Annotated in this window: 19 protein-coding genes and 1 pseudogene; all 20 read right to left on the bottom strand. The window is 63.7% G+C overall.

Annotated features, from left to right (window positions below; genetic code table 11):
* Nucleotides 1-143: 143 nt before the first annotated feature.
* Complete coding sequence (locus L6D89_RS18285; RefSeq protein WP_023124762.1) at nt 144-2423, bottom strand: helicase-related protein; 2280 nt, start codon at nt 2421-2423, stop codon at nt 144-146.
* A gap of 135 nt (nt 2424-2558) precedes the next feature.
* On the bottom strand, nt 2559-2864 hold the full coding sequence (locus L6D89_RS18280) for a hypothetical protein (protein ID WP_022579847.1): 306 nt from the start codon (nt 2862-2864) through the stop codon (nt 2559-2561).
* Nucleotides 2865-2933: 69 nt separating this feature from the next.
* Nucleotides 2934-3178: pseudogene (locus L6D89_RS18275) on the bottom strand (plasmid related protein).
* A 168-nt stretch (nt 3179-3346) separates the two neighbouring features.
* Nucleotides 3347-4468 carry a DUF6094 domain-containing protein gene (locus tag L6D89_RS18270; protein ID WP_022579845.1) on the bottom strand — a complete coding sequence of 374 codons (1122 nt, stop codon included), beginning with the start codon at nt 4466-4468 and terminating at the stop codon, nt 3347-3349.
* 64 nt (nt 4469-4532) lie between these two features.
* Nucleotides 4533-5183, bottom strand: coding sequence for a hypothetical protein (locus L6D89_RS18265; protein WP_022579844.1), 651 nt, complete (start codon nt 5181-5183; stop codon nt 4533-4535).
* Between the two features lie 84 nt (nt 5184-5267).
* Nucleotides 5268-5675 carry a hypothetical protein gene (locus L6D89_RS18260; protein ID WP_022579843.1) on the bottom strand — a complete coding sequence of 136 codons (408 nt, stop codon included), beginning with the start codon at nt 5673-5675 and terminating at the stop codon, nt 5268-5270.
* Nucleotides 5676-5767: 92 nt separating this feature from the next.
* Nucleotides 5768-6466: a DUF3275 family protein gene (locus tag L6D89_RS18255; RefSeq protein WP_022579842.1), complete on the bottom strand. Its 699-nt coding sequence runs from the start codon at nt 6464-6466 to the stop codon at nt 5768-5770.
* Between the two features lie 57 nt (nt 6467-6523).
* Nucleotides 6524-7438, bottom strand: coding sequence for a DUF3577 domain-containing protein (locus L6D89_RS18250; protein ID WP_236200740.1), 915 nt, complete (start codon nt 7436-7438; stop codon nt 6524-6526).
* A 378-nt stretch (nt 7439-7816) separates the two neighbouring features.
* Nucleotides 7817-8629, bottom strand: a complete 813-nt coding sequence (locus L6D89_RS18245) for a hypothetical protein (RefSeq protein ID WP_023124760.1) — start codon at nt 8627-8629, stop codon at nt 7817-7819.
* A gap of 280 nt (nt 8630-8909) precedes the next feature.
* Nucleotides 8910-9188: a hypothetical protein gene (locus L6D89_RS18240; RefSeq protein WP_023124759.1), complete on the bottom strand. Its 279-nt coding sequence runs from the start codon at nt 9186-9188 to the stop codon at nt 8910-8912.
* Nucleotides 9189-9282: 94 nt separating this feature from the next.
* The gene (locus L6D89_RS18235) at nt 9283-10020 is read right to left on the bottom strand and encodes a DUF5983 family protein (protein ID WP_023124758.1); all 738 of its coding nucleotides are present in this window, start codon (nt 10018-10020) and stop codon (nt 9283-9285) included.
* Between the two features lie 212 nt (nt 10021-10232).
* Nucleotides 10233-10625 carry a hypothetical protein gene (locus L6D89_RS18230; protein WP_023124757.1) on the bottom strand — a complete coding sequence of 131 codons (393 nt, stop codon included), beginning with the start codon at nt 10623-10625 and terminating at the stop codon, nt 10233-10235.
* A gap of 21 nt (nt 10626-10646) precedes the next feature.
* Nucleotides 10647-10859, bottom strand: coding sequence for a hypothetical protein (locus L6D89_RS18225; protein ID WP_003158617.1), 213 nt, complete (start codon nt 10857-10859; stop codon nt 10647-10649).
* A gap of 330 nt (nt 10860-11189) precedes the next feature.
* A complete protein-coding gene (locus tag L6D89_RS18220) occupies nt 11190-11435 on the bottom strand; it encodes a hypothetical protein (protein ID WP_022579835.1) in 246 nt (81 codons plus the stop codon).
* A gap of 523 nt (nt 11436-11958) precedes the next feature.
* Nucleotides 11959-13971, bottom strand: coding sequence for a DNA topoisomerase III (locus L6D89_RS18215; RefSeq protein WP_023124756.1), 2013 nt, complete (start codon nt 13969-13971; stop codon nt 11959-11961).
* A 269-nt stretch (nt 13972-14240) separates the two neighbouring features.
* Nucleotides 14241-14681, bottom strand: coding sequence for a single-stranded DNA-binding protein (locus tag L6D89_RS18210; protein ID WP_023124755.1), 441 nt, complete (start codon nt 14679-14681; stop codon nt 14241-14243).
* Nucleotides 14682-14754: 73 nt separating this feature from the next.
* A complete protein-coding gene (locus L6D89_RS18205; protein ID WP_023124754.1) occupies nt 14755-15282 on the bottom strand; it encodes a DUF3158 family protein in 528 nt (175 codons plus the stop codon).
* Nucleotides 15279-16064 (bottom strand): PFL_4669 family integrating conjugative element protein, encoded by a 786-nt coding sequence (locus L6D89_RS18200; protein WP_023124753.1) that lies wholly within the window; start codon nt 16062-16064, stop codon nt 15279-15281. Before L6D89_RS18200 ends, L6D89_RS18205 begins: the two co-directional genes overlap by 4 nt.
* A gap of 317 nt (nt 16065-16381) precedes the next feature.
* On the bottom strand, nt 16382-17626 hold the full coding sequence (locus L6D89_RS18195; RefSeq protein WP_023124752.1) for an STY4528 family pathogenicity island replication protein: 1245 nt from the start codon (nt 17624-17626) through the stop codon (nt 16382-16384).
* A 3-nt stretch (nt 17627-17629) separates the two neighbouring features.
* The gene (locus L6D89_RS18190) at nt 17630-18190 is read right to left on the bottom strand and encodes a DUF2857 domain-containing protein (RefSeq protein ID WP_022579830.1); all 561 of its coding nucleotides are present in this window, start codon (nt 18188-18190) and stop codon (nt 17630-17632) included.
* Nucleotides 18191-18203 lie beyond the last annotated feature (13 nt).

Here is an 18203-nt window from a genome sequence, read left to right as displayed (position 1 = left end):
TAGCCAGTAACCAATCGTTTCTCCAAAGAGAGTCCACACTGAATCTGAAAGGACGCAGCCACGTCCTGCGGAGACTGCGGGACGTGGCTGCAAGGTGGGAAGAACAGAAAGCCGGCGGCGCTAGGCCGGCGATGGCGTGGAAATTAGGTAGCGACCAACTGCCGAGCCAGTGCGACCTCGACGGAATCACCGTCCTGGTTCAGAACATCCAGCCCCGATTCGGGCACATCGCCCGAGGTGGACTGCGAGACCATGATCTTCTTGGCCATCAGTTCCAGGCAGGTCATCTGCGAGGAACCGGCGTAGCCGAGGTAGATCACGCGCACGGGCTGTTTCTGCCCAATGCGCCAGGAGCGGCGTGCTGCCTGTTGGAGCGAGTACACGTTGTAGCCACTTTGCATGAACACAATCGTCGGGAACTCCAGCAGGTCCAGCCCCGTCTTGACCAGCTCGGGATTGGTGACGAGCACGTCGATGCCCCGGTCCAGTTGCTCGGCGATCCAGTCCTCGCGGCGGCTGGCATCCACGCTTGCGCGCAGTACCGCCACCTTGAATCCTTCCTGCTCCAGCAGCCCCTTCAGGCGTGACGTGGTGTCGCGCGTTCCGGTATAGACCGTGTAGGCCAGAACCTTGCTCCCCTGTTCCTTCTCCGCTTTGCAGATGTCGATCAGCTCGCGCTCCTTGGGGCTGATCTCGAACTCATTGAACTGAGCCGGGACAAACGCCAAGGTGTTGCGCGTGCGCGGATGCACCACGGTCTCCGACCGGAAGCAGCAATCCGGCCAGGCCAGCAGCACGTTGAGCACCACCCCCAGCAAGGTCGTATCGCGTCGCGCCAGAGCCTGTTTCAGCTCTGCGGTCAGCCGACCCGCCAAATCGCGGTAGGCCGCAGCTTGCGCCACGTCCATCTGGACTTCACGAAACTCCTCGTCATACGGCGGCAGGACGTTGCCACCGATGTCCTTGAGCTTGAGAAAGATCGTGAACGGCAGGATGCAGCGCAAGACGCCTTTCGGGCCGAAGCCGGGAGCCTTGACGGTGCGCACCGATACCTTGGTGCCCTTGGCCGTCTTGTGCGCCGTGCCGGCGCTCTCGGAGTAGATGTCCTTGAGGACGCCGTGATCGCGCATGAACGCCATCGCAGCCGAGGTCATGCTGCCGCTCGTGGTCGGGCGGTAGCCGTCTTCGATCATCCGTCCTGGCAGTGCCCGGAACAGCAGGTAGAACAGATCATCGCCGTAGCCGCCCATTAGCGTGCCGGTCAGCAGCAAGGTCTTGCGAGCCTTCGCCGCCAGCACGCCCATGGCCTGGCCCTGGGCACTGCCACCGTTCTTGTACTCGTGCGCCTCGTCGGCGATGAGCAGGTCGAACGTGCCTTGCGGCAGGTAGCGTTTGATGAATTCGGACGGTTGGTAGCCGCCCTCGCCAAAGCCAAACTCCATGTTGGCCATCGCACGTTCCATGCGCGTGGCCTGACGGTCGGAAAACACCAGCTCGCCGTTGCCATCCATGAGGTTGATGAACTCATGGATGTTGTCACCCAGCATCGAGGCCAGGAAGCCGTCACCGAACTTCTGCATCAACTTCTGCGCGGTGACTTCCCCGATGGTCGGGATGCGCTTCAAGGCTTTGAGGACGACCGAGGACTGGTCGCTGCCGGACAGGCTGCGCGGGCGGATCAGCGTCCACAGGGGCGCGGCGCAGTGGCTGCACTTCCTGCGGGACTCCTCGGCTTCGAGCCCGATCGGGTTGACCGGCTCGCCGTCGAGGTCGGTGATGAGCGTGCCGCAGTCCGGGCAGGCCGCCACGTCGCCGTGGCGGGTGCGCCGCTGGGTGAAGACCGGCTTCCAATGGAACCCCATCCGCATCCTGACGCGGCCCAGGATGAAAAACTCCTGGCCCGTGGGCTGCACACCCAACTGCTCGCGCAGCTTGATGAGCTTGACTAGCGTGTCCGGGCCATTGAGCACCCAGACCTTGGCACCAGCCACCGTCTCCTGGATCTCGCGCCGCCACTTGTAGACCAAGTGGGGAGGCGAAAGCACCAGGGTGCGGCGGTAGCCTTCGGCGTTGAGCACGGCGGCCGTGGCGATGCCGACGGTCGTCTTGCCGCAACCCATTTCGCCATTGACGATCGCAGCGCGCTCGCCTTGATCGACCAACAGCTCGGCGGCGGCATGGACAACTTCGGCCTGGGCCTGGAACAACTTGCGCTTGAGGCTGGCGACGACGAGTTGCCGCTGTGCTTGCGCTTGGCCGGTATAGACCGGCGGGTTGGCGCGGTTGAGAGAGTCGAGCAGTTCGTCGCCGAACTCGCCGACAAAATCCTGAAGGCTCAGGGTGAGAGGGTTGGATTCCACTTCGAGCAGTTCGCCCTGTACGGGCTCTGCATCGTTAGCGGTGGTGTCGAGATCAACGGACATGGTGATGCTCCAAAGAAAAATGGGACATGCACCACCCCAGCGGGGCGATGGCATGCCCCGTGGTGGGTAGAGAGACGGCGAACCGTCAGTGGTTGGACAGTGCAGGCGCTCGTGGCCTGCGGTGACAACTCGCGGTCAGTACTCGGACGGCAGCACGATGCGGGTCGCTCTGCGATCTGCTTCGGTGAAGATGCGGATGCTCAGGTCACGGGTGACGACGTAAAACGAATCGAGGCGTTCGCCAGACTCCAACGCAGCGTTGTTCTGCTGCCATTGGTAGTCCGCGACGTCGCCCCAGTCGCCACGCATGTGGCGTTCGAAAAGCGGCATGGGATCGAGCCGGCCTTCGTTCATCAGGCGTTCGACGCCTTCGCTGAACTCCAGTGCACCGATTTCGAACAGCCGTTTGCGGCGGTGCTTGTCATGTTGGTCGGATGTCATGTGGTTTCCTTCGGAGTGAAGGGGCTACAGCACCCTTGCGGGGTGTCGGTGGCCCCGCGTTGGAGAAGATCAGTACTCGCTGGGCAACAGCAACGTGGTGAGGCTGCGATCCCATTCGGTGATGATCCAGAGCTTCAGGCCGGGTGCGACCTGGTAGGAAGAGAACAGACGATCCTCACCGGACTTCAGCGCGGCATCGTTCTGCCGCCTGTCGCTGTCGTCGAGGTCGCCCCAATCGCCGCCGAGGTGGCGACGCAGGTAGGGAATCGGGTTGAATTGGCCTGTTGGACCAGGTCATCGACGCCGCAGGTCATGACCACCTGGCCGGGCGAGAAGCGCAGGCTCGGGGGCTGGCTGATGGAGAGTGCTTGGGCTGCCATGGGAAGGCTCCTGGATATGGAGGGGCCACGGCACCCCATCGGGGCGACTGGACCCCGGTGGGTGGAAAACTCGACGGCGAACCGTCGGCGGTGGAGAAACGATCAGCGAATGGTCAACACCTCGCCCCGCGTGGCGGAACCCGGCGTCATGTCCCAGGCTCGGATGACGGGAACGAACTTGTCGGTGAGGATGCGCGTCTCGGCAATCGAGCCGTCTTCGCGTTCGGTGAATTCCCGCTGGAGCGTCTTGTCCTTGTGGGTGTCACCTTTGACGACGAGTACGCGCCCCGTCTTGGATTGCACGACTCCCGAGATCGCACCCGCAGCCAGGGCCAGGGCGAGATGCCAGTGGGACAAGGCCCGCGCCGGTGGACGCAGCGTCTGCTGCGCGGCCCCCAACTGCGTATCCCGCGACGGCCAGAGGCCTTGCAGTCTGCCAACCTCATCGGCGAACTGCTCCGGCTCCATCGTCACGCGGAAGAAATGCCCCGGCTCCGCCGGACTGGCTGGGACGATGTACGGCAGGAACGGCCATTCGCCCGGCAGCTCCTCGGCTTCGACTTCGCCAAGCCCAACCTGCAGCAGCAGATTGCGCACGGCTTTGACGCCATCGGGTGCCTGCTCACGCTGGCGCACCCGCCGACCGAAGATCACCACCTGCTTGAACTGCGTTTCCACCGCTCGGTAGATCCGCAGGTCGGTGTAGTGGCGCGTCAGCCAGCCGACCAGCTCGGCGTCGAGCACGTAGCCGGGGATGATGAAGACCAGCACGCCGCCGTACTGCAGCAGGGGCAGCGTGCGCTGGTAGAACAGCTTTTCGAGGCGGGCACGGCCCTGACCCTGATAGCCAATGTTGCCGTTGACGTCCTTGGACAGGTCGCCATATGGCGGATTGAGCCAGAGCAGCCCAAAGGACTGCTTGGAGATCATCGTGTCCATCAGATCCGCGTGCAGGCAGTGATCGACCAGGCCGCGGGCATGGCGCGCCCGCTCTGCGTCGAACTCGACGGCGAACGCCCTGGCCTGCTCGCGCCCGAGGGCATGAGCAGCTTCGGCAATCGCCACGCCTTCGCCGGCGCAGGGATCGAGGATGCACATCGGCCCATTGGATTCAGGCGCACTGGGCATCAGTGCATTGAGGGCTCTTTCGAGCGTCGGTTCATCGGTTGGGAAGTACCCGTTCTTCACGAAGTTGCGGGCAAGCCGCGGGAACATGAGAGCCATGGAAGTCTCCTGGTTGGCGGGGATGAATAGAGAAGGCGCGCCTTGGCGTGCCTGCGCAGGTGGGTCAAGCCGTTACCGTTTCCGGCGTCCAAATCCTGGCCGGATAGGGATAGGCGGTGAGCACGTCACTGCGGATCAGCGAGCCGAGCGCCTGGGTCAGCGCCGGCACGTCGATGGCGAGCCGATGGCCCACCAAAGGCCCGAGGGCGAATGGCAGGCGGGTTAGCATCTCGCGGCTTTGCAGCAGTTCCAGCACGGTTTCGCGCCAGTGGTCGAGCAACGGCAGTGGGCAGGTGTCCTGCACCAACGGCCACAAGCGGTCAAGCCGGTGGTCGCTATCGCGGGGCAGCAATGCCAGTGCGCTGGCGTTGGCCTTGTCGGGCTTGACGCAGCGCCGATCGAACAGCCACACGTTGGACAGCGAACCGAACAGCGTTCGCCGGTAGGCGCGGGTCATGCGCTTTTCCAGGCGATCGACGTTGCCGACGAACACCGGGACGCTGCCACCCTGGTCGGTGATGACATGGAACTGCTCCAGCCCCTGCTCGTCGCGCCCGAGGGTCAGGCGAGCCAGGAACTGCTGGACGGCGGTGTCCCGCGCCCAGATCGACAGGAAGATCAGGTTGCCCTGGTCATCGCCGACGCAAGCGTCGGCCATCACTTCCGGGCATTCGTCGATGCGGTACAGCGTGGTGGAAGAAGTGTTTGCGGGCATGGTGGTGTCCTCGGATGAACGGGAACAGCACCGCCCGCAGGGGGCAAGTACTGCCCCTTGGGGTGGAAAAAAAGCGTCCCTGACTCAGGCCGTCAGCGCCGTAGCTGGAGCTGTGGCTTCCTTGGATGTGCGCCGCCGCACGTGGTAGGCGCGAACGCCTGCACGCCATTCGGCGGACTGCTCCGGTGCGAGGTTCAGATAGGACAGCGGGCACGAGTAGTAGTACGGGTGCATGGATTCGTCCAGCGGCTTGTAGCCCCACTGGCCGCCGCTGCGTTCCAGCAGATCGCAGCGGATGGTGCACAGGGACTGGCCCGGTGCGAGATCACGGTGTACGCCTTCGGCCTTGGCCGTCACTTGCACAACAGACCAGAGGACGTTGCCACGCAGCGCGTGGGCGATGACCTTGACGCTGGCGCGCTCGGTCTCTTGCGGTGCGATCAACTCCGCGATCAGTTCAGAGCGCGATTGGGGTGAGAAATACCAGCCCATGAGAGGCCTCCTGAAAAAATTGAGCCAGAAGCCTTCCCGTGGGGAAGACCCCCGGCGGGTGGATGAAGCACACCGCAGATGTGATGCCAGTACTACGCAGGTTGCAGTTCGGCCTGGCGGCTCCACTCCTGCGTCTTGAAGTCCAGCGCGTAGCCCAGTTCGCCCAGGCGGGCGATCTGCGTGCGCAGGGTGCGGCGGTCGATGGTCGAATCCAGTTTCACGGACTCGCCCAGCGGCCAGAGCAAGCTGAACAGCGCGGCGTCGCCATCTTCGGTACTGCCGGGAGCAGTTGCCGCAGCGGGCGTCGGCGCATCCACGCCGAAGGGCGTGGTATCGACCAGCGGGTCCGTGGATGCCTGCACGGGTGCTGGCTTGGCGGGCCTGGAAGTTTTGCTGGGCTTGGCCGGTGTTGCCGGTGTTACTGCAGGCTGTGCGCCCAACTCTTCATCAAGTGGATCGAGGTCCTGGGTGGCGAAGCTGCGTGCCTCGTCACGGCTCAGTTTGTCGATGTCGTAGAGCGTCATTCCGTCCAGGCTGGCGCGGATCTCGAAGCGCATGCCGCCACCGACCGGGTAGGACTTCGGGAAGATGTACCTGATGATGAACTCCCCGTCGTACTTGCCTTCGGGGTATTGCTCCAGCTCCGGGTCCTTGACCTCGAACGTACCGAGGTGCGTGGCGAGGCGTCCGACCGTGAAGGGGCCGTTCTTGCCGCGGATGGTACGCAGCGTGAGTTGGCCGGGGACGATGATGGGCGAAACCGATTTCTCGGGCGCCGATGTGACTGCCATGATGGTTCTCCTTGTGAATAGCAAGAGCGGCAAGGCCCCATGAAGGGCCATGCCGGATCAGAACGAAGCAGCCAATGCCGGCTCCTGCTCCTCGACTTCACCTTCGGGCTCACGCTCGGCGGGCTCGACAGGCTGATCGGAAGCGAGGTCGGCGTCCTCGGCTTCGGGCGCGGGAGCGTCCTGGGCCGGCGGCGAATCGGCTTGCGCGGGGCTCGTCGGATAGACCTTGGTGCCGTCGATCTTGATCAGGCCGATGTGGATCAGTGTCGAATCCAGGCTTGCGGCCGGTTCCCCAGCGCGCTCACCCTTGGTGCGGATGTACGGATCGATCTTCATGTCGTTGAGACGGAAGGCGATCAGCACCTTGCAGTCCCCTTCGATGGCCTGCACGCACCGGCGAACCAGATGCTCGGCTTCAGGGGTGGTAACGATGGTGTCGAAGTACCGATACTCCGGTTCATCGACAGGCCCGGCCAGCGCGGCGACGGTGCAAGAGAGGAACGGGTCGCCATCTTTGGGCGTGACGTCCTTCGGACGGCTGAGGTAGCCGATGCCGCGGGTGATCAGCTCGTGCTGCCTGATCGAAGCCAGTTCGGCCCGGTCAAGCGGCTCGGCCTTGAGCAGTCGCGCCTTGAGGGACGCGGCGGCTTGGCCTTTCTGCTCGCCCTTGTCGCGGATGTACGCATCGCCCCACAGGTCGCCGAGGCGAAAGCGCACCAGTGGGCGCTGCTTGGGATCGTCAACGCCGATGTAGCGCTCGACCAGTTTCTTGGCCTCGGCACCCGAGACCTTGACGTCGAAATAGCGATAGCTGGGATCCTTGGCGGGGCCGACCAGCGCGGCGATGGTGCATGCCAGGAAAGGCTGCACACGGCGGCCGCCCCGAACAGGTACTTCACGGGCACGCTGGATGTAACCGATGCCCGAAGTGTGGAGGTCAAAATACGATTTCTCGTTGGATGTGGTGGTCATGGTGAATCTCCATAGGGATGAAGCGGAGACACACCAGCCCCACGCTGCGGGGAAAGGTGCGTAACCCCGCGATGGGTTGATAAGGCGAAAGCATCCACCACCAGAGACTGGTGGCCGCTCGCGAATGGATGCGGTGCGAGCTGGCTCGGTCACGCAGTGGGAACTACGTCGCAACCTCGAAGACCGGTGGTTGCCTGGCATGTCGCTGACAACGTCAGCAGGCATGGGCTCAGCATGACCAGGCCTCGCGCGCGAGGCAGCCATCAATCGGTATCCGATCGATTCCCTTTGATGAAATCTCCCACGGCAGAAAAAAGGCCCTCCTTCCGAATGGAGGGAGAGCCTGTGGGGGCATGTCGCCTGGTACTTTTCGTGGTGTCACGCCGGTACAGCGCGGCGCCGTCGGGACGTCTTCGCGCCGATCACGCTCACGTCGATCAGGCGCCAGCGCCCGTCGTCTATGAGTCGCTCCAGCACTTCGCCGAGCATGTCGAAATACACCTCGTCGTGCCGATCGACCAACTCGCCGTCGCGGCGCAGCTCCACCGCATAGGTATCGCTGCCGCGTTGGTAGAGGATCGTCACCTGGCCGGCGAACTTCGCGGTCGAAACCGTGAAACTGATCGCCGGGGGCGTTTCGATGATCCTGGACGGCTTCGGATCGACCCAGGTGAAGTCGTGGGCGCCCGCATCGACCAGCATGTGGGTGATGCGGCGGAACCCGTCGGGCGCCGGCATTTCCTCCAACTGCTCGATGAGCTGACCCAGTTCCATGCACTGCGGCTCGGGAATGGGCAACTTGGCCGGCGCGGAGCCGAGGATGTGTGTCTTGACGGTGTAGGGCGTGCCGTCGGACATCATCTCGGTGCGCTCTTCTGGCGTGTCCGCACGCAGACCGTCGAAACGACGACGGGCATAGGGTTGGACATGCACCTTGGTGCCCTCGCTGGGAATGCTGGTCACCAGGTTGGGATCGAGTACCGCGAACTCGCTGGGCTTGAGCTTGACGACGATGGCGTCCTCGCTGGCGGCGACCACCCTGCCGTCGAAGGGCTGGGGATCGATAACGAAGCCCAGTGTCGAGGACTGTGGCTGATCATCGAACACGCGGTACTTGAACGACCGCACGTTGCGCGGCACATGGCCTGCGACCAGCGAAGGCATCAGGGTCTTGATAAGAGAGCGATCCATGTGAATCTCCTTGAGGAAGAACAAGGGATTCCCCGCCCGCAAGGGAGAGGTCCCTTGTGGGTGAATGGGCGCGGTGCGTCCGTAGGAAGAAACAACCAGCACGGTTTCCCGCGCTTGCAGCCTTGAAGGTCTTGGCTGCCTGGGCATGTGTCGGCAACGCCGACGAACATGGGGCAAGGATGGCCCTGGAGTGAGTGGCCTGCGCTCAGGAAACCGCACCGCGCCGCACCCGCTTTCCTGCGCCGCGACAAGAAAAGGCCCCTCGAAAGGGGCTGGGTGGTCAGGCTTGGCACACGAAGTAGTGTTCGCGCTGACGTGGAAAGAACACGTGCTTCCACGTGTCGCCGCCGGTGTTGCCACCGTCGAAGACGACCATTTCGTAGGCATCAATGTCGGTGTCTGCCAGATCGGCGCTGGCGATATGGCGCATGTGCAGCATGCCGCTCAAGCGCTCGAATACCAGGATCTGGCCGATGGCGTCGTCCTGGCCCATGGCGTTGACGCAGGCTCCAAGCTGATGCTCGAAGTCGCGCGCGGGCGAGATGAGGTCGGGGAACATAAAGTGCTCCTATGAAATAGGACCAGCCCGGCTCCCAGAAAGGAGACAGGCTGGCATGGAGGGCAAAGAGGAAGGTGGGCGCGTGGTGTGTTTGCTAGGGCTCGGCCAGCGGCAGGCCCAGCAACACGGGCGCGTCAGCGTCGAGGATGAGGATGCGCACATCGGCCTGGCCAGCCAGTTCCAGGATGTTCGCCAGGTCGTCTGGCATGCCCTTGCTGCGGTGCTCCTGCCGAAGCTGCTCGGCGGTGATGCCCTCGGCGTATTCCAGGTTCTTGTCCGTCCAGGGCGTGGAGATCAGCTTGACGCCAATCGCCGGGCTGTACGGAACCCGAAAGGCGATGAACAGAAAGGCCTCCGGCGTGGCAAGGTCCGCCAGATTGGCGAGGTACAGGCCGGTTTCCTGGCTGATGTGCGCGCTGCTGATCTCCCAGCATCGGCTGTAGTAGCCGGTCTCGAAACTCAGGCGCTGCACGACTTCCCGCGCGGCCTCGACCGAATAGCTGTCACCGACGTGGATCAGGCGACCGTCGAAGTCCTCGCCATGAATGGCATAGACCACGGCACCGATCACGCCTTCGCCGTTAACGCCTTCATCGGCATCGCATTCGGCCAGCACCTCGGCGCTTATAGGTTCAGAGCCGTTCGTGACCACCGCGAAATCGCTGGTGACGATGCAGGACGATGAAATCAATTCCTCGTCGGAAAGGTGTTGCTGGCTCGGGTGGATGTTTCGCCAGACATGCGGGCTTCCGTCCTCGTAGCTGATGGACAGCGTGCGGACGATCTTCAAATTCCAGTAGCCGCGGAGAAAGGGATTGGGATTCTGGGACATGGGAACTCTCCAGATTGAATAATGGAGCCAATTCCCGCCACCGGGAATTGGACCCGGTGGGTTGAAAAGGGAAAATGCGTCAGTCGACGCTGATCGTTGGCTTTGATTCAGCCGCTTTACGCTGGGCAACGGAAAGGAAATCGAGGGACATGGCCGTGTGGGCGCATGTCCCTCGTGGGGAACGAAAAGACGGGGGTGTGCCGGAAACGGGTTCACCAGCCGCTGTAGTTCAGCATCAAGTCGGCAATGACCTTGCGGCGTTCCAAGTCGAGACCGTCGAAGTCCGACAGCCCGTGGAAGTGGCAGCGTTTGAGCATGGCACCGCCCTCGTGCGCGTTGTAGAAGCTGACCATGGCGGACAGAAACATGCGTTGCCCGCTGCTCAGGACACCGAGGGCATCGTTGAGCCGCAGCATGTTGGGACGCAGATCCCACTTGCTCTTGGCCTGGTTCAGGCCGTCACGGGTGCCGTCGCCAAACCATTCGGGGCCAGCGATCTCGGCACCACGCTTCCATGCCTCGAAGAAGGCTTGGGGCGCGGCAGCGAAATGCTGCTCTTCCCGCATGATCTGATCGACGACTTCTCGCGGCAGCAGTTGATTCATGGCGTGATTCCTCCAGTTGGATCAGGGAATGGCGAGCTGGGACCAGCCGCCTCTTTCGAGGGCACGTTGAGCCGCTGCATGGCTGCGGAAGTACTCGTGCGATTCCCGCGAAACGGGACCTTCGGTATCGCGCGTGCCGATGTAGTGGCCGGCGGCGCTTTGCAGGACTTCGAGCGGCAGGAACTTGCCGCAATAGGTCAAGGCCAACTGGCCGAAAGAGGCTTTGTGGGACATGGGTAGGCTCCTTGGAAAAGCGGGGCCTTGTCCCTCACGGGATGGCAGCTCCCGCACGCGGTGGATAAAAAGCATCGACGTCACGGGGACGCGCGTCCGCAGACTTGATGCGATACGGACTGGCGGGTTACGCGGGAAGAACCCGCGGCAGCCTGGAACCCATGGCTGCTGGCATGTGCTGACGAATCAGCGAACATGCGGGCAGCTTCGTCCGGGGGGCGCGCTGCGTCAGTTGGAAAACGGCATTCGGCCCAGCCCGGATTGGTGGGCGCAGAGACAGAAAACCCGCATCGAGTGCGGGCTGTCAGGGGGGTGCTTGGGTGCGTTGGCTCACTCGGGCGTGTCGCCCAGCACATGCTGCTTCCACAGGGCGAATGCCTCGTCCTGTCCCAGTTCGGCCAGGACCACAATGGGTTGCGCCTGCCGCGCACGCAGCGAAGCGAAATACGCCTTACGGTCGGCGATGGCCTTGAGATTGATGCCATCGATGAACAGCAGCTTGCCGCCCTTGATGAACAGCACCTTGTTGCCAAGGTCGCGCTCGAACGCGGCTCGTACTTTCTCCGGTTGTTGCATGCGTCGGTTTCCTGTTGCTGTGGCCGGCCATTGGCTCGGAACGTTGATCGGCGAGATAAAGGCGCCGAAGGCTCGCTGACCTTCGGCTCGGGAGGAAATAACCACCCGTGGGCTGTTGCAGGCCCGGTCGTCGCTAGAACCGTCTGCTCATCAGCAATCACACCCGGCCCATGTCGTGGCTGGGGCCGGCATCGTCTGGCGCACATCCGCGCACAAAGGGAGCCCGTTTTTGCGCCGGTGGGCACCGGCACCGAATACCGCTGACCACAAAGGGTCTCCGGGTGGCTCGCGCTGCCAGGCAAGCCATCGGGGGGCCCTTCGCAGTGGGCGGGAGAAACACAGACCAGCAGAACACGCGGGAGACGGTTCGCGGAAAAGCTACCTTCAAGTCCCGCAGCCGGGGACGGCTGGACGGGACGCGCACACGGACAAGAAGGCGTTGCGCGCTGGGCGACCCGCAGGGGCGTGCGGGACACGGGCCACGCCTTTGAAACAGGGCGCGGCCCACGGGAAACGGAGTCAGTCAGGCGCCTTTGCGGCCGCTGCTACGCGAGCGCGAAGCGCCACGCTTGGGCGTACCGGATTCGACCGGCAGCGTGCCTTTGCAGTCGGGGTAGCGACTGCACGACCAGAATGGGCCGCTCTTGCCGGTGCGCTGGCGCGTCGGTGCGCCGCACTGCGGACATGCTGGCCCATGGGGAAGCTTGATGGACAGGGACATGCTGCCGTACTGCGCGATCAACTGCGAAATCCAGGCGGCCTGCTTGCTGAGGAATACGTCCAGGGTGAGCTGTCCGGCCTCGATCATGTCGAGCGCCTGCTCCCACACCGCCGTTGTGCCGGGGTCTGCAATCGCTGCGGGCACGGCGTCGATCAGCGTGAACGCCGCATCCGATGCGCGAATGGAGCGACCCTTCTTCACGATGTAGCCACGGGCGATTAGCACGCTGATGATGTTGGCCCGCGTCGCCTCGGTGCCGATGCCCGTCGTGTCCTTCAGCTTCTGCTTCAGGCGCGGGTCGGTTACGAAGCGCGCAATGCCCTTCATTGATTTGACCAGTTCGCCCTGGGTATAGGGCTTGGGCGGCATCGTCTTGAGCGCCTTGATCTCGGCCTCGGCCACCTGGCACGCCAGGCCCTCACGCAGTGGGGGCAGCACCTGGCTGCGCGCCGCGTCGACGCAGTCCTCGTCCGCTTGCGGTTCGGCCAGCACCAGACGCCAGCCCTTGATGACCACCTGTTTACCGGCGGCCACCAGCGTCTGTCGGCCGCAGGAAAACTCAGCCACGGTACGGTCGAACTCGTGGTGCGGGAGGAACTGCGCCAGGTAATGCGCCCGGATCAGCCGGTACACCGCCAGTTCCTTCTCGCTCAGAGCAGAGAGGTTCGCGGGTTCGAGCGTCGGAATGATGCCGTGGTGCGCCGTGACCTTGCCGTCGTTCCAGGCGCGCGAACGCTGGGAGCGGTCGAGCTGACTCATGATCGGTCGCAGCGACGGGTCGGTTTTGAGCAGGCTGTCCAGGACGGCGGGCACCTCGGCGAACATGCTTTCGGGCAGGTAGCCAGAGTCCGAGCGCGGGTAGGTCGTGGCCTTGTGCGTCTCGTACAGGGCCTGGGCGATCTGCAATGTCTCCTGCACGTCCAGCCCGAGCTGCCTGGAACAGACCTCCTGAAGCGTCCCCAGGTCGAACAGCAGCGGCGGGCCTTCGCGCACGCGCTCGGTCTCGACCGACACCACCTGGGCGCTGCCCGCAGCACGAATCTGCTGCGCCGCCTGCTGGGCGACCGGCTGTTGCAGACAACGACCGGCGTCGTCGGTGCAGCCATCGGGCGCAACCCACTGCGCGGAGAAAGCCTGACCCTCTGCGGACAAAGACACGTCGATGGCCCAGAACGGCACCGACTTGAAAGCCGCGATTTCGCGGTCGCGATCCACGACCAGCTTCAGGGTCGGGGTCTGGACACGTCCGACCGACAGCACGCCGTCGTAGCCCGCCTGCCGCCCGAGCACCGTGAACAGACGGCTGAGGTTCATGCCGACGAGCCAGTCTGCCCGCGAACGCGCCAGCGCCGAGTAATACATCGGCAGCGTATCGGACGACGGCCGTAGCTTGCCGAGCGCGGTGCGGATCGACGCATCGTTGAGCGCCGACAGCCACAAGCGTTCGATGGGGCCACGGTAGCCGCACAGGTCGATGATCTCTCGGGCGATCAGTTCGCCCTCGCGGTCGGCATCGGTGGCGATGACGAGATGGGTCGCCTTCGCCAGAAGCGCCTTGACGACCTTGAATTGCGTGGCGGCCTTCGGTTTGACCTCGACCCGCCACTGCTGGGGAATGATGGGCAACTGTTCCAGCGACCAGCGCTTGAGCGCCGCGTCATAGACCTCGGGTGCTGCCGCTTCTACGAGATGGCCGATGCACCAGGTGATGGTGATGCCGGAGCCGTTGAGGCAGCCTTCACCGCGCCGCGTCGCGCCGAGAATCCGGCCAATATCCTTGCCCTGGGAGGGCTTCTCGCACAAGAACAGCCGCATGTCCGTCCATCCGATTTCCGTGGTTCATTGAGTTGCTGGAATCGAGGATGCCGGGCACCGCCAGGGGCAGCAGCAAACAAGTCGCAAGCGGTGGCGACCACTTTCACAGGATGGAATGGCTGGGGCGGAGATGGCGTGCAGCCGGGGTGTGCGGGCCGGGAGCCGCGATTTTCGGGAGCGCATGGAAGCCGGTGGACGTTGATGGAGCTATCCCCTGGGGATAGCTCGCGAGAGCATGGAACGGCGAACAGTGGCCGGCCCATGCCGGGTCACTTCCTACGCCGCGGCTCTTTTGGCGCAGCCGGTTCCTGGACTGCCTGGGACTTTGCCTCCGCATCCTGCGGCTTCGGGCTGAGGGTCACGGACTCGATGCGGAACGGCAGGATGCCGACGCTGCGCGCGTTGATCTGCCAGGTCTCGCGTGGCTGATCTTCGTTGTCCGTCCAGGGCTCGCGCTCCATGCGGCCGACGACCAGCACGCGCATGCCTTTCTGGTAGAGGTTTTTCCAGTGCGCGGTGTCACGGTGCCAGATTTCCACTGGCGCCCAAAAGCCGCCGCGATCCTCGAAGTCGCCGCCTTTGGTGGGAACGGGGTTGTCGAAATACACGTTCAGCCGCAGCAAGCGCCGCGGCTCGTCGTTGCCGTTGGGGAACTCCCGGTACTCGGGCGGGGAGCCAATGTTGCCTTCGCCCCAAAAATGCGTGCTCATGTTGCAATCTCCATGGTGATTGAAATACCCGAGCCGCGTCGGCGTCGGGCGCGTACTGGGGTGTCCGGTGTCATCACCGATCACGCATTCCAGGTGGGATGGACTTGAGCCTGCGCAGGTAGGCGTCTTCCGCCTTGGCGGCCTTGCTGGCGCACTCCTGGGCCTGCCTGCCCAAGGTGTGCAACAGGCTGATCTGCATGTTCAGCGTGATGCGCTGAAGCTCAATCGCGTGCAGCTCGGCCAACAGGTTGACCGGCGTGCCGATGTTCGCCATCAATTCCTGCCACAGGGCTACGCCCATGGCTGAGCGGTCGTGCTTGCGCCAGCGCAAAAACGCCGTGCCTGCGCCAGTGGTTTGCTGGGCCAACTCCACGGGCAGCAGGTGGAAGGGATGCCCGACTGCCTGTTGCAGCACCTGCCGCTGCGCCAAGCCAATCAACTCGTCGCGCATGGCGAAGCACTGGCTGGCCCAGCCCTCAAGATCCCCCTTACCCTTAAAAGGCTTTAAAAGGCCTTTTAGAGAGGCAGCGTGTTCCAGCTTCATGAAGGCAGCCTGTTGCAGGCCCTGGAAGTAGCGGGGTTCGCGGTTCGGATCGCTCATGCCTGCTCGCCCTCGACCTCGCCGGCGCCGACCTCGGGCACCGCGCCGGTGGCGGCCTCGTCGTTGGGGGCAGGCGCTGCAGCAGGACTCTCAGCACGCTGTTGCAGGCCACGGCGCACGATGGGCGGCGCGAACTTCGAGCGGCGCGTGCCTTCCAGCACGTCCTGCGGCAGTTCGCCGAATTTCTCCAACGCCGCCCGTGCTGCGGCGTTCTTCGACACGAAGTCGTCGCGCGTACAGCCCGAATAGCGGTATTGCTGGGCCAGCGAGAACAGGCTGCGCAGTGCATGGGCGCCCTCGTTGAGCCAGCGCTCCAAGGTGCTGCGGTCGATGAGCGCCGTGTGGTGGGCGAGGATCAGTTTGCGGGCGATGTCGTCGTAGTCGGCCAGCAGATAGACGGCGGCAAAGCCGAGCTGCGCATTGACGAACAGCGGCAACTTGACGGGCTGCACGTTGAGGTTCTCGCCCAGGCTGAGTGCCGGCGGCACGCTTGCCAGCGCCTGATCCACCTGCTCGCGCAGCGATTGCAGCGTGGTCTTGGTCTGGTCGAGCTTGACCTCGATGCGCAGCATCCACCAATCCGAGTACGGGTCGTCCTGCTCCGAACCGCGCCGCATCTTGTTCATTTGGGCGATGTAGCCGTTCAGGCCGACGATGCCGGGTCGCCCCTCGGCGGCGGCACGGCCATGCCAGATGCGCGAGGCGTGGTGCGTGTGAAGCGTCAGCGACATCGCGCTGCGCAGGGAGCCGAGATTCAGTTGCAGAGGTTCATTGGTTGCCATGGTGTCCGCTCGTTGTGGGAAAAGGAGCGGTCAGCTTCGGCAGGAAGCGGAAGGCAGTCAGTCAACAAACCGAAACCAGCCAGACCCCGGTTCAACGCGTGGTGGCCGCATGCGGCGCGAGCTATCCCCAGGGGATAGCTCCATGGAGCGCCAACGAACGCTGCACGTCGGGATCAGGACGGGCAACGCCGCTGCTGCGGCAGATGTTCGATGTCAGGTCTGCGACTGCACAGCATCCGCCCCAACGGTGGAACTATCCCCAGGGGATAGCTCTATTGGCATCCATGGGTGTCCACTTCACCGCCTTGCCAGCCTGCTCACTTGTTGGCGAGCAGATCTCGAAGCCGCTCGATGTGCTGCCTGGCGACTTCTGGTGGCACCGGCTTACCCTGCGTTTGGGCCGGCGGTGCGGGTGGTGGCCGTTCGTTTGGTTGAGTGGGTGCCGGTGGCGGGTCTTTCTTTGCCCAGGCATTGAACTCACCGTGGATGGCCCGCTGGATGATGCCGAACAGATACCCTGCGGGATTGCGGATGCCGTGGTTGCTACAACGCGCGGCCCATTCGTCCAGCACGTCCTGCCTCAGCGAGGCATCAACCTGCTGCAATGCCACCTTGGCACCCGCCTGCTGTTCCGCCTTCAGTTGCGCAAAGCGCTTGGGCCATTGCAGATCGTCCAGTGCGCGCGCCTGCGCAGTAGTACGTATTTCATTAATACAACTACTACGTACTGTACGGGCCTGCTTCGGATTCCGAAGAGAGACGTCTGGCGCGGGTTTCGGCCCTGCTTCGGAATCCGTAGTGGGGCGTTCGCCATTCCGAAGAAGGCTCGGAGCCCCTTCTTCGGAATCGTGAATGGCGTCTTCCTGTGGATAACTATCGCTGGCCGTAAGGTCCTGGTTGGCGAGGCGTTCGGCCATCACCTGCAACCGTGACGGGAGGGTGCGTCCGGCCAGCAATGGGTCTTCACCGATTTCCTTGAGCGTGTGCAGGCCCACGATCTGCACGGCCTTGGCAGAATGGCCGAGCGCCTGGCTGACGAGTTGCAGGTAGTCCGGGTCGAGCTGCATGGCCTCGAACGGTGTCAGAGGTTCGTCGTGCAGCACGTACAGATTGCCGAGGATGCGGCCAGTCTTGGGGTCACGCCGTCGCCGAACCAGGCTCAGCCAGCGGGTCAGGCGCATCAGTGTCAGCGCCCGTGCCACGGTTTCATGCGAGGCCTGGCCTGCGCAGGGCATGGACGCCAGCCAGGGCCGCAACTGCTCGTAGGTGGGAAATGCGGTCACACCATCGTCGTTGAGCATCAGCCGGAACACTTGCCAGGCGTTTCGTTCCAGCGGCGTCAGGCGGCGGTCGAGGAACAACTTGCGTGGCACCGTCTCGTGCCGGTTGCCACTGAAGAGGAAAGCATCGCCGGAGGTAGGCGTGGGCGACTGTGCCGGTGTAGGCGCAGGTGCGCTGGGGGCGGGCTTGGGCGCAAGGTCTTTCAGCGCAGCATCGAACAGCTCTGCGAGTGCGATGGGGCCTTGGCGTCGGACTCGTGGTGCGGTGTCGTCCACGGCCATGACTCAAGCCAATCCCTGATCGACCCAGCCCTTGATCGAGGCCCAGACCACCGACAGAGGCAGCGACATGCCTTCGGCCAAGTCCATGGCGGCATCGAGAATGGAGGTTTCGTCTTCGAGATCGACCGTCCTGCTGTTGGTCACGGCCTTCCATTGCCGCCACAGCTCCGTGTCCTGCTCCTCGTCCAGCACGGGATGTCGGCCCTTGCGCTTGGGCAGACCGAGGATTTCACGGCGAAGCGCTACTTCCTGATGCGTCAAGCCATAGAACTTGCTGACCATCTCCGTGCTCGCGCCCAGCCTGAGCATGCGATCGACTGTGGCGATTTCCTTCTCCACGTCCTGCGCCTGCTGGAGCAGCCGCCGCAGCACTTCGCGGTTGACCGTCACTGAGCACCAGGAGACGTTGGCGTTGGCCAGCACGCTGATCAGCGCGGGATGCTTGAGGGCGTCCAGCTCTGCCTCGCCAAACCCCATCAGTTTGCAGCGGCGCAGTTGCCCATTGCGCAGGTCATAGAGGGCCTGGGCGATGACAGCCTGGTTGAGTGGGTGTGCTGTGGACATGCTGGCCTCCCTC

The organism is Pseudomonas pseudonitroreducens, assembly GCF_021603645.1.
GTDB classification, from domain to species: Bacteria; Pseudomonadota; Gammaproteobacteria; order Pseudomonadales; family Pseudomonadaceae; genus Pseudomonas; species Pseudomonas pseudonitroreducens.
Note: the sequence above shows the minus strand (reverse complement) of the source record. Positions and strands in the feature narration are given on the sequence as shown.

What these genes read in the sequence shown, in the direction of transcription:
- L6D89_RS18285 (WP_023124762.1), bottom strand. Translation starts at nt 2,423, where the DNA reads ATGTCCGTTGATCTCGACACCACCGCTAACGATGCAGAGCCCGTACAG.
- L6D89_RS18280 (WP_022579847.1), bottom strand. Translation starts at nt 2,864, where the DNA reads ATGACATCCGACCAACATGACAAGCACCGCCGCAAACGGCTGTTCGAA.
- L6D89_RS18270 (WP_022579845.1), bottom strand. Translation starts at nt 4,468, where the DNA reads ATGGCTCTCATGTTCCCGCGGCTTGCCCGCAACTTCGTGAAGAACGGG.
- L6D89_RS18265 (WP_022579844.1), bottom strand. Translation starts at nt 5,183, where the DNA reads ATGCCCGCAAACACTTCTTCCACCACGCTGTACCGCATCGACGAATGC.
- L6D89_RS18260 (WP_022579843.1), bottom strand. Translation starts at nt 5,675, where the DNA reads ATGGGCTGGTATTTCTCACCCCAATCGCGCTCTGAACTGATCGCGGAG.
- L6D89_RS18255 (WP_022579842.1), bottom strand. Translation starts at nt 6,466, where the DNA reads ATGGCAGTCACATCGGCGCCCGAGAAATCGGTTTCGCCCATCATCGTC.
- L6D89_RS18250 (WP_236200740.1), bottom strand. Translation starts at nt 7,438, where the DNA reads ATGACCACCACATCCAACGAGAAATCGTATTTTGACCTCCACACTTCG.
- L6D89_RS18245 (WP_023124760.1), bottom strand. Translation starts at nt 8,629, where the DNA reads ATGGATCGCTCTCTTATCAAGACCCTGATGCCTTCGCTGGTCGCAGGC.
- L6D89_RS18240 (WP_023124759.1), bottom strand. Translation starts at nt 9,188, where the DNA reads ATGTTCCCCGACCTCATCTCGCCCGCGCGCGACTTCGAGCATCAGCTT.
- L6D89_RS18235 (WP_023124758.1), bottom strand. Translation starts at nt 10,020, where the DNA reads ATGTCCCAGAATCCCAATCCCTTTCTCCGCGGCTACTGGAATTTGAAG.
- L6D89_RS18230 (WP_023124757.1), bottom strand. Translation starts at nt 10,625, where the DNA reads ATGAATCAACTGCTGCCGCGAGAAGTCGTCGATCAGATCATGCGGGAA.
- L6D89_RS18225 (WP_003158617.1), bottom strand. Translation starts at nt 10,859, where the DNA reads ATGTCCCACAAAGCCTCTTTCGGCCAGTTGGCCTTGACCTATTGCGGC.
- L6D89_RS18220 (WP_022579835.1), bottom strand. Translation starts at nt 11,435, where the DNA reads ATGCAACAACCGGAGAAAGTACGAGCCGCGTTCGAGCGCGACCTTGGC.
- L6D89_RS18215 (WP_023124756.1), bottom strand. Translation starts at nt 13,971, where the DNA reads ATGCGGCTGTTCTTGTGCGAGAAGCCCTCCCAGGGCAAGGATATTGGC.
- L6D89_RS18210 (WP_023124755.1), bottom strand. Translation starts at nt 14,681, where the DNA reads ATGAGCACGCATTTTTGGGGCGAAGGCAACATTGGCTCCCCGCCCGAG.
- L6D89_RS18205 (WP_023124754.1), bottom strand. Translation starts at nt 15,282, where the DNA reads ATGAGCGATCCGAACCGCGAACCCCGCTACTTCCAGGGCCTGCAACAG.
- L6D89_RS18200 (WP_023124753.1), bottom strand. Translation starts at nt 16,064, where the DNA reads ATGGCAACCAATGAACCTCTGCAACTGAATCTCGGCTCCCTGCGCAGC.
- L6D89_RS18195 (WP_023124752.1), bottom strand. Translation starts at nt 17,626, where the DNA reads ATGGCCGTGGACGACACCGCACCACGAGTCCGACGCCAAGGCCCCATC.
- L6D89_RS18190 (WP_022579830.1), bottom strand. Translation starts at nt 18,190, where the DNA reads ATGTCCACAGCACACCCACTCAACCAGGCTGTCATCGCCCAGGCCCTC.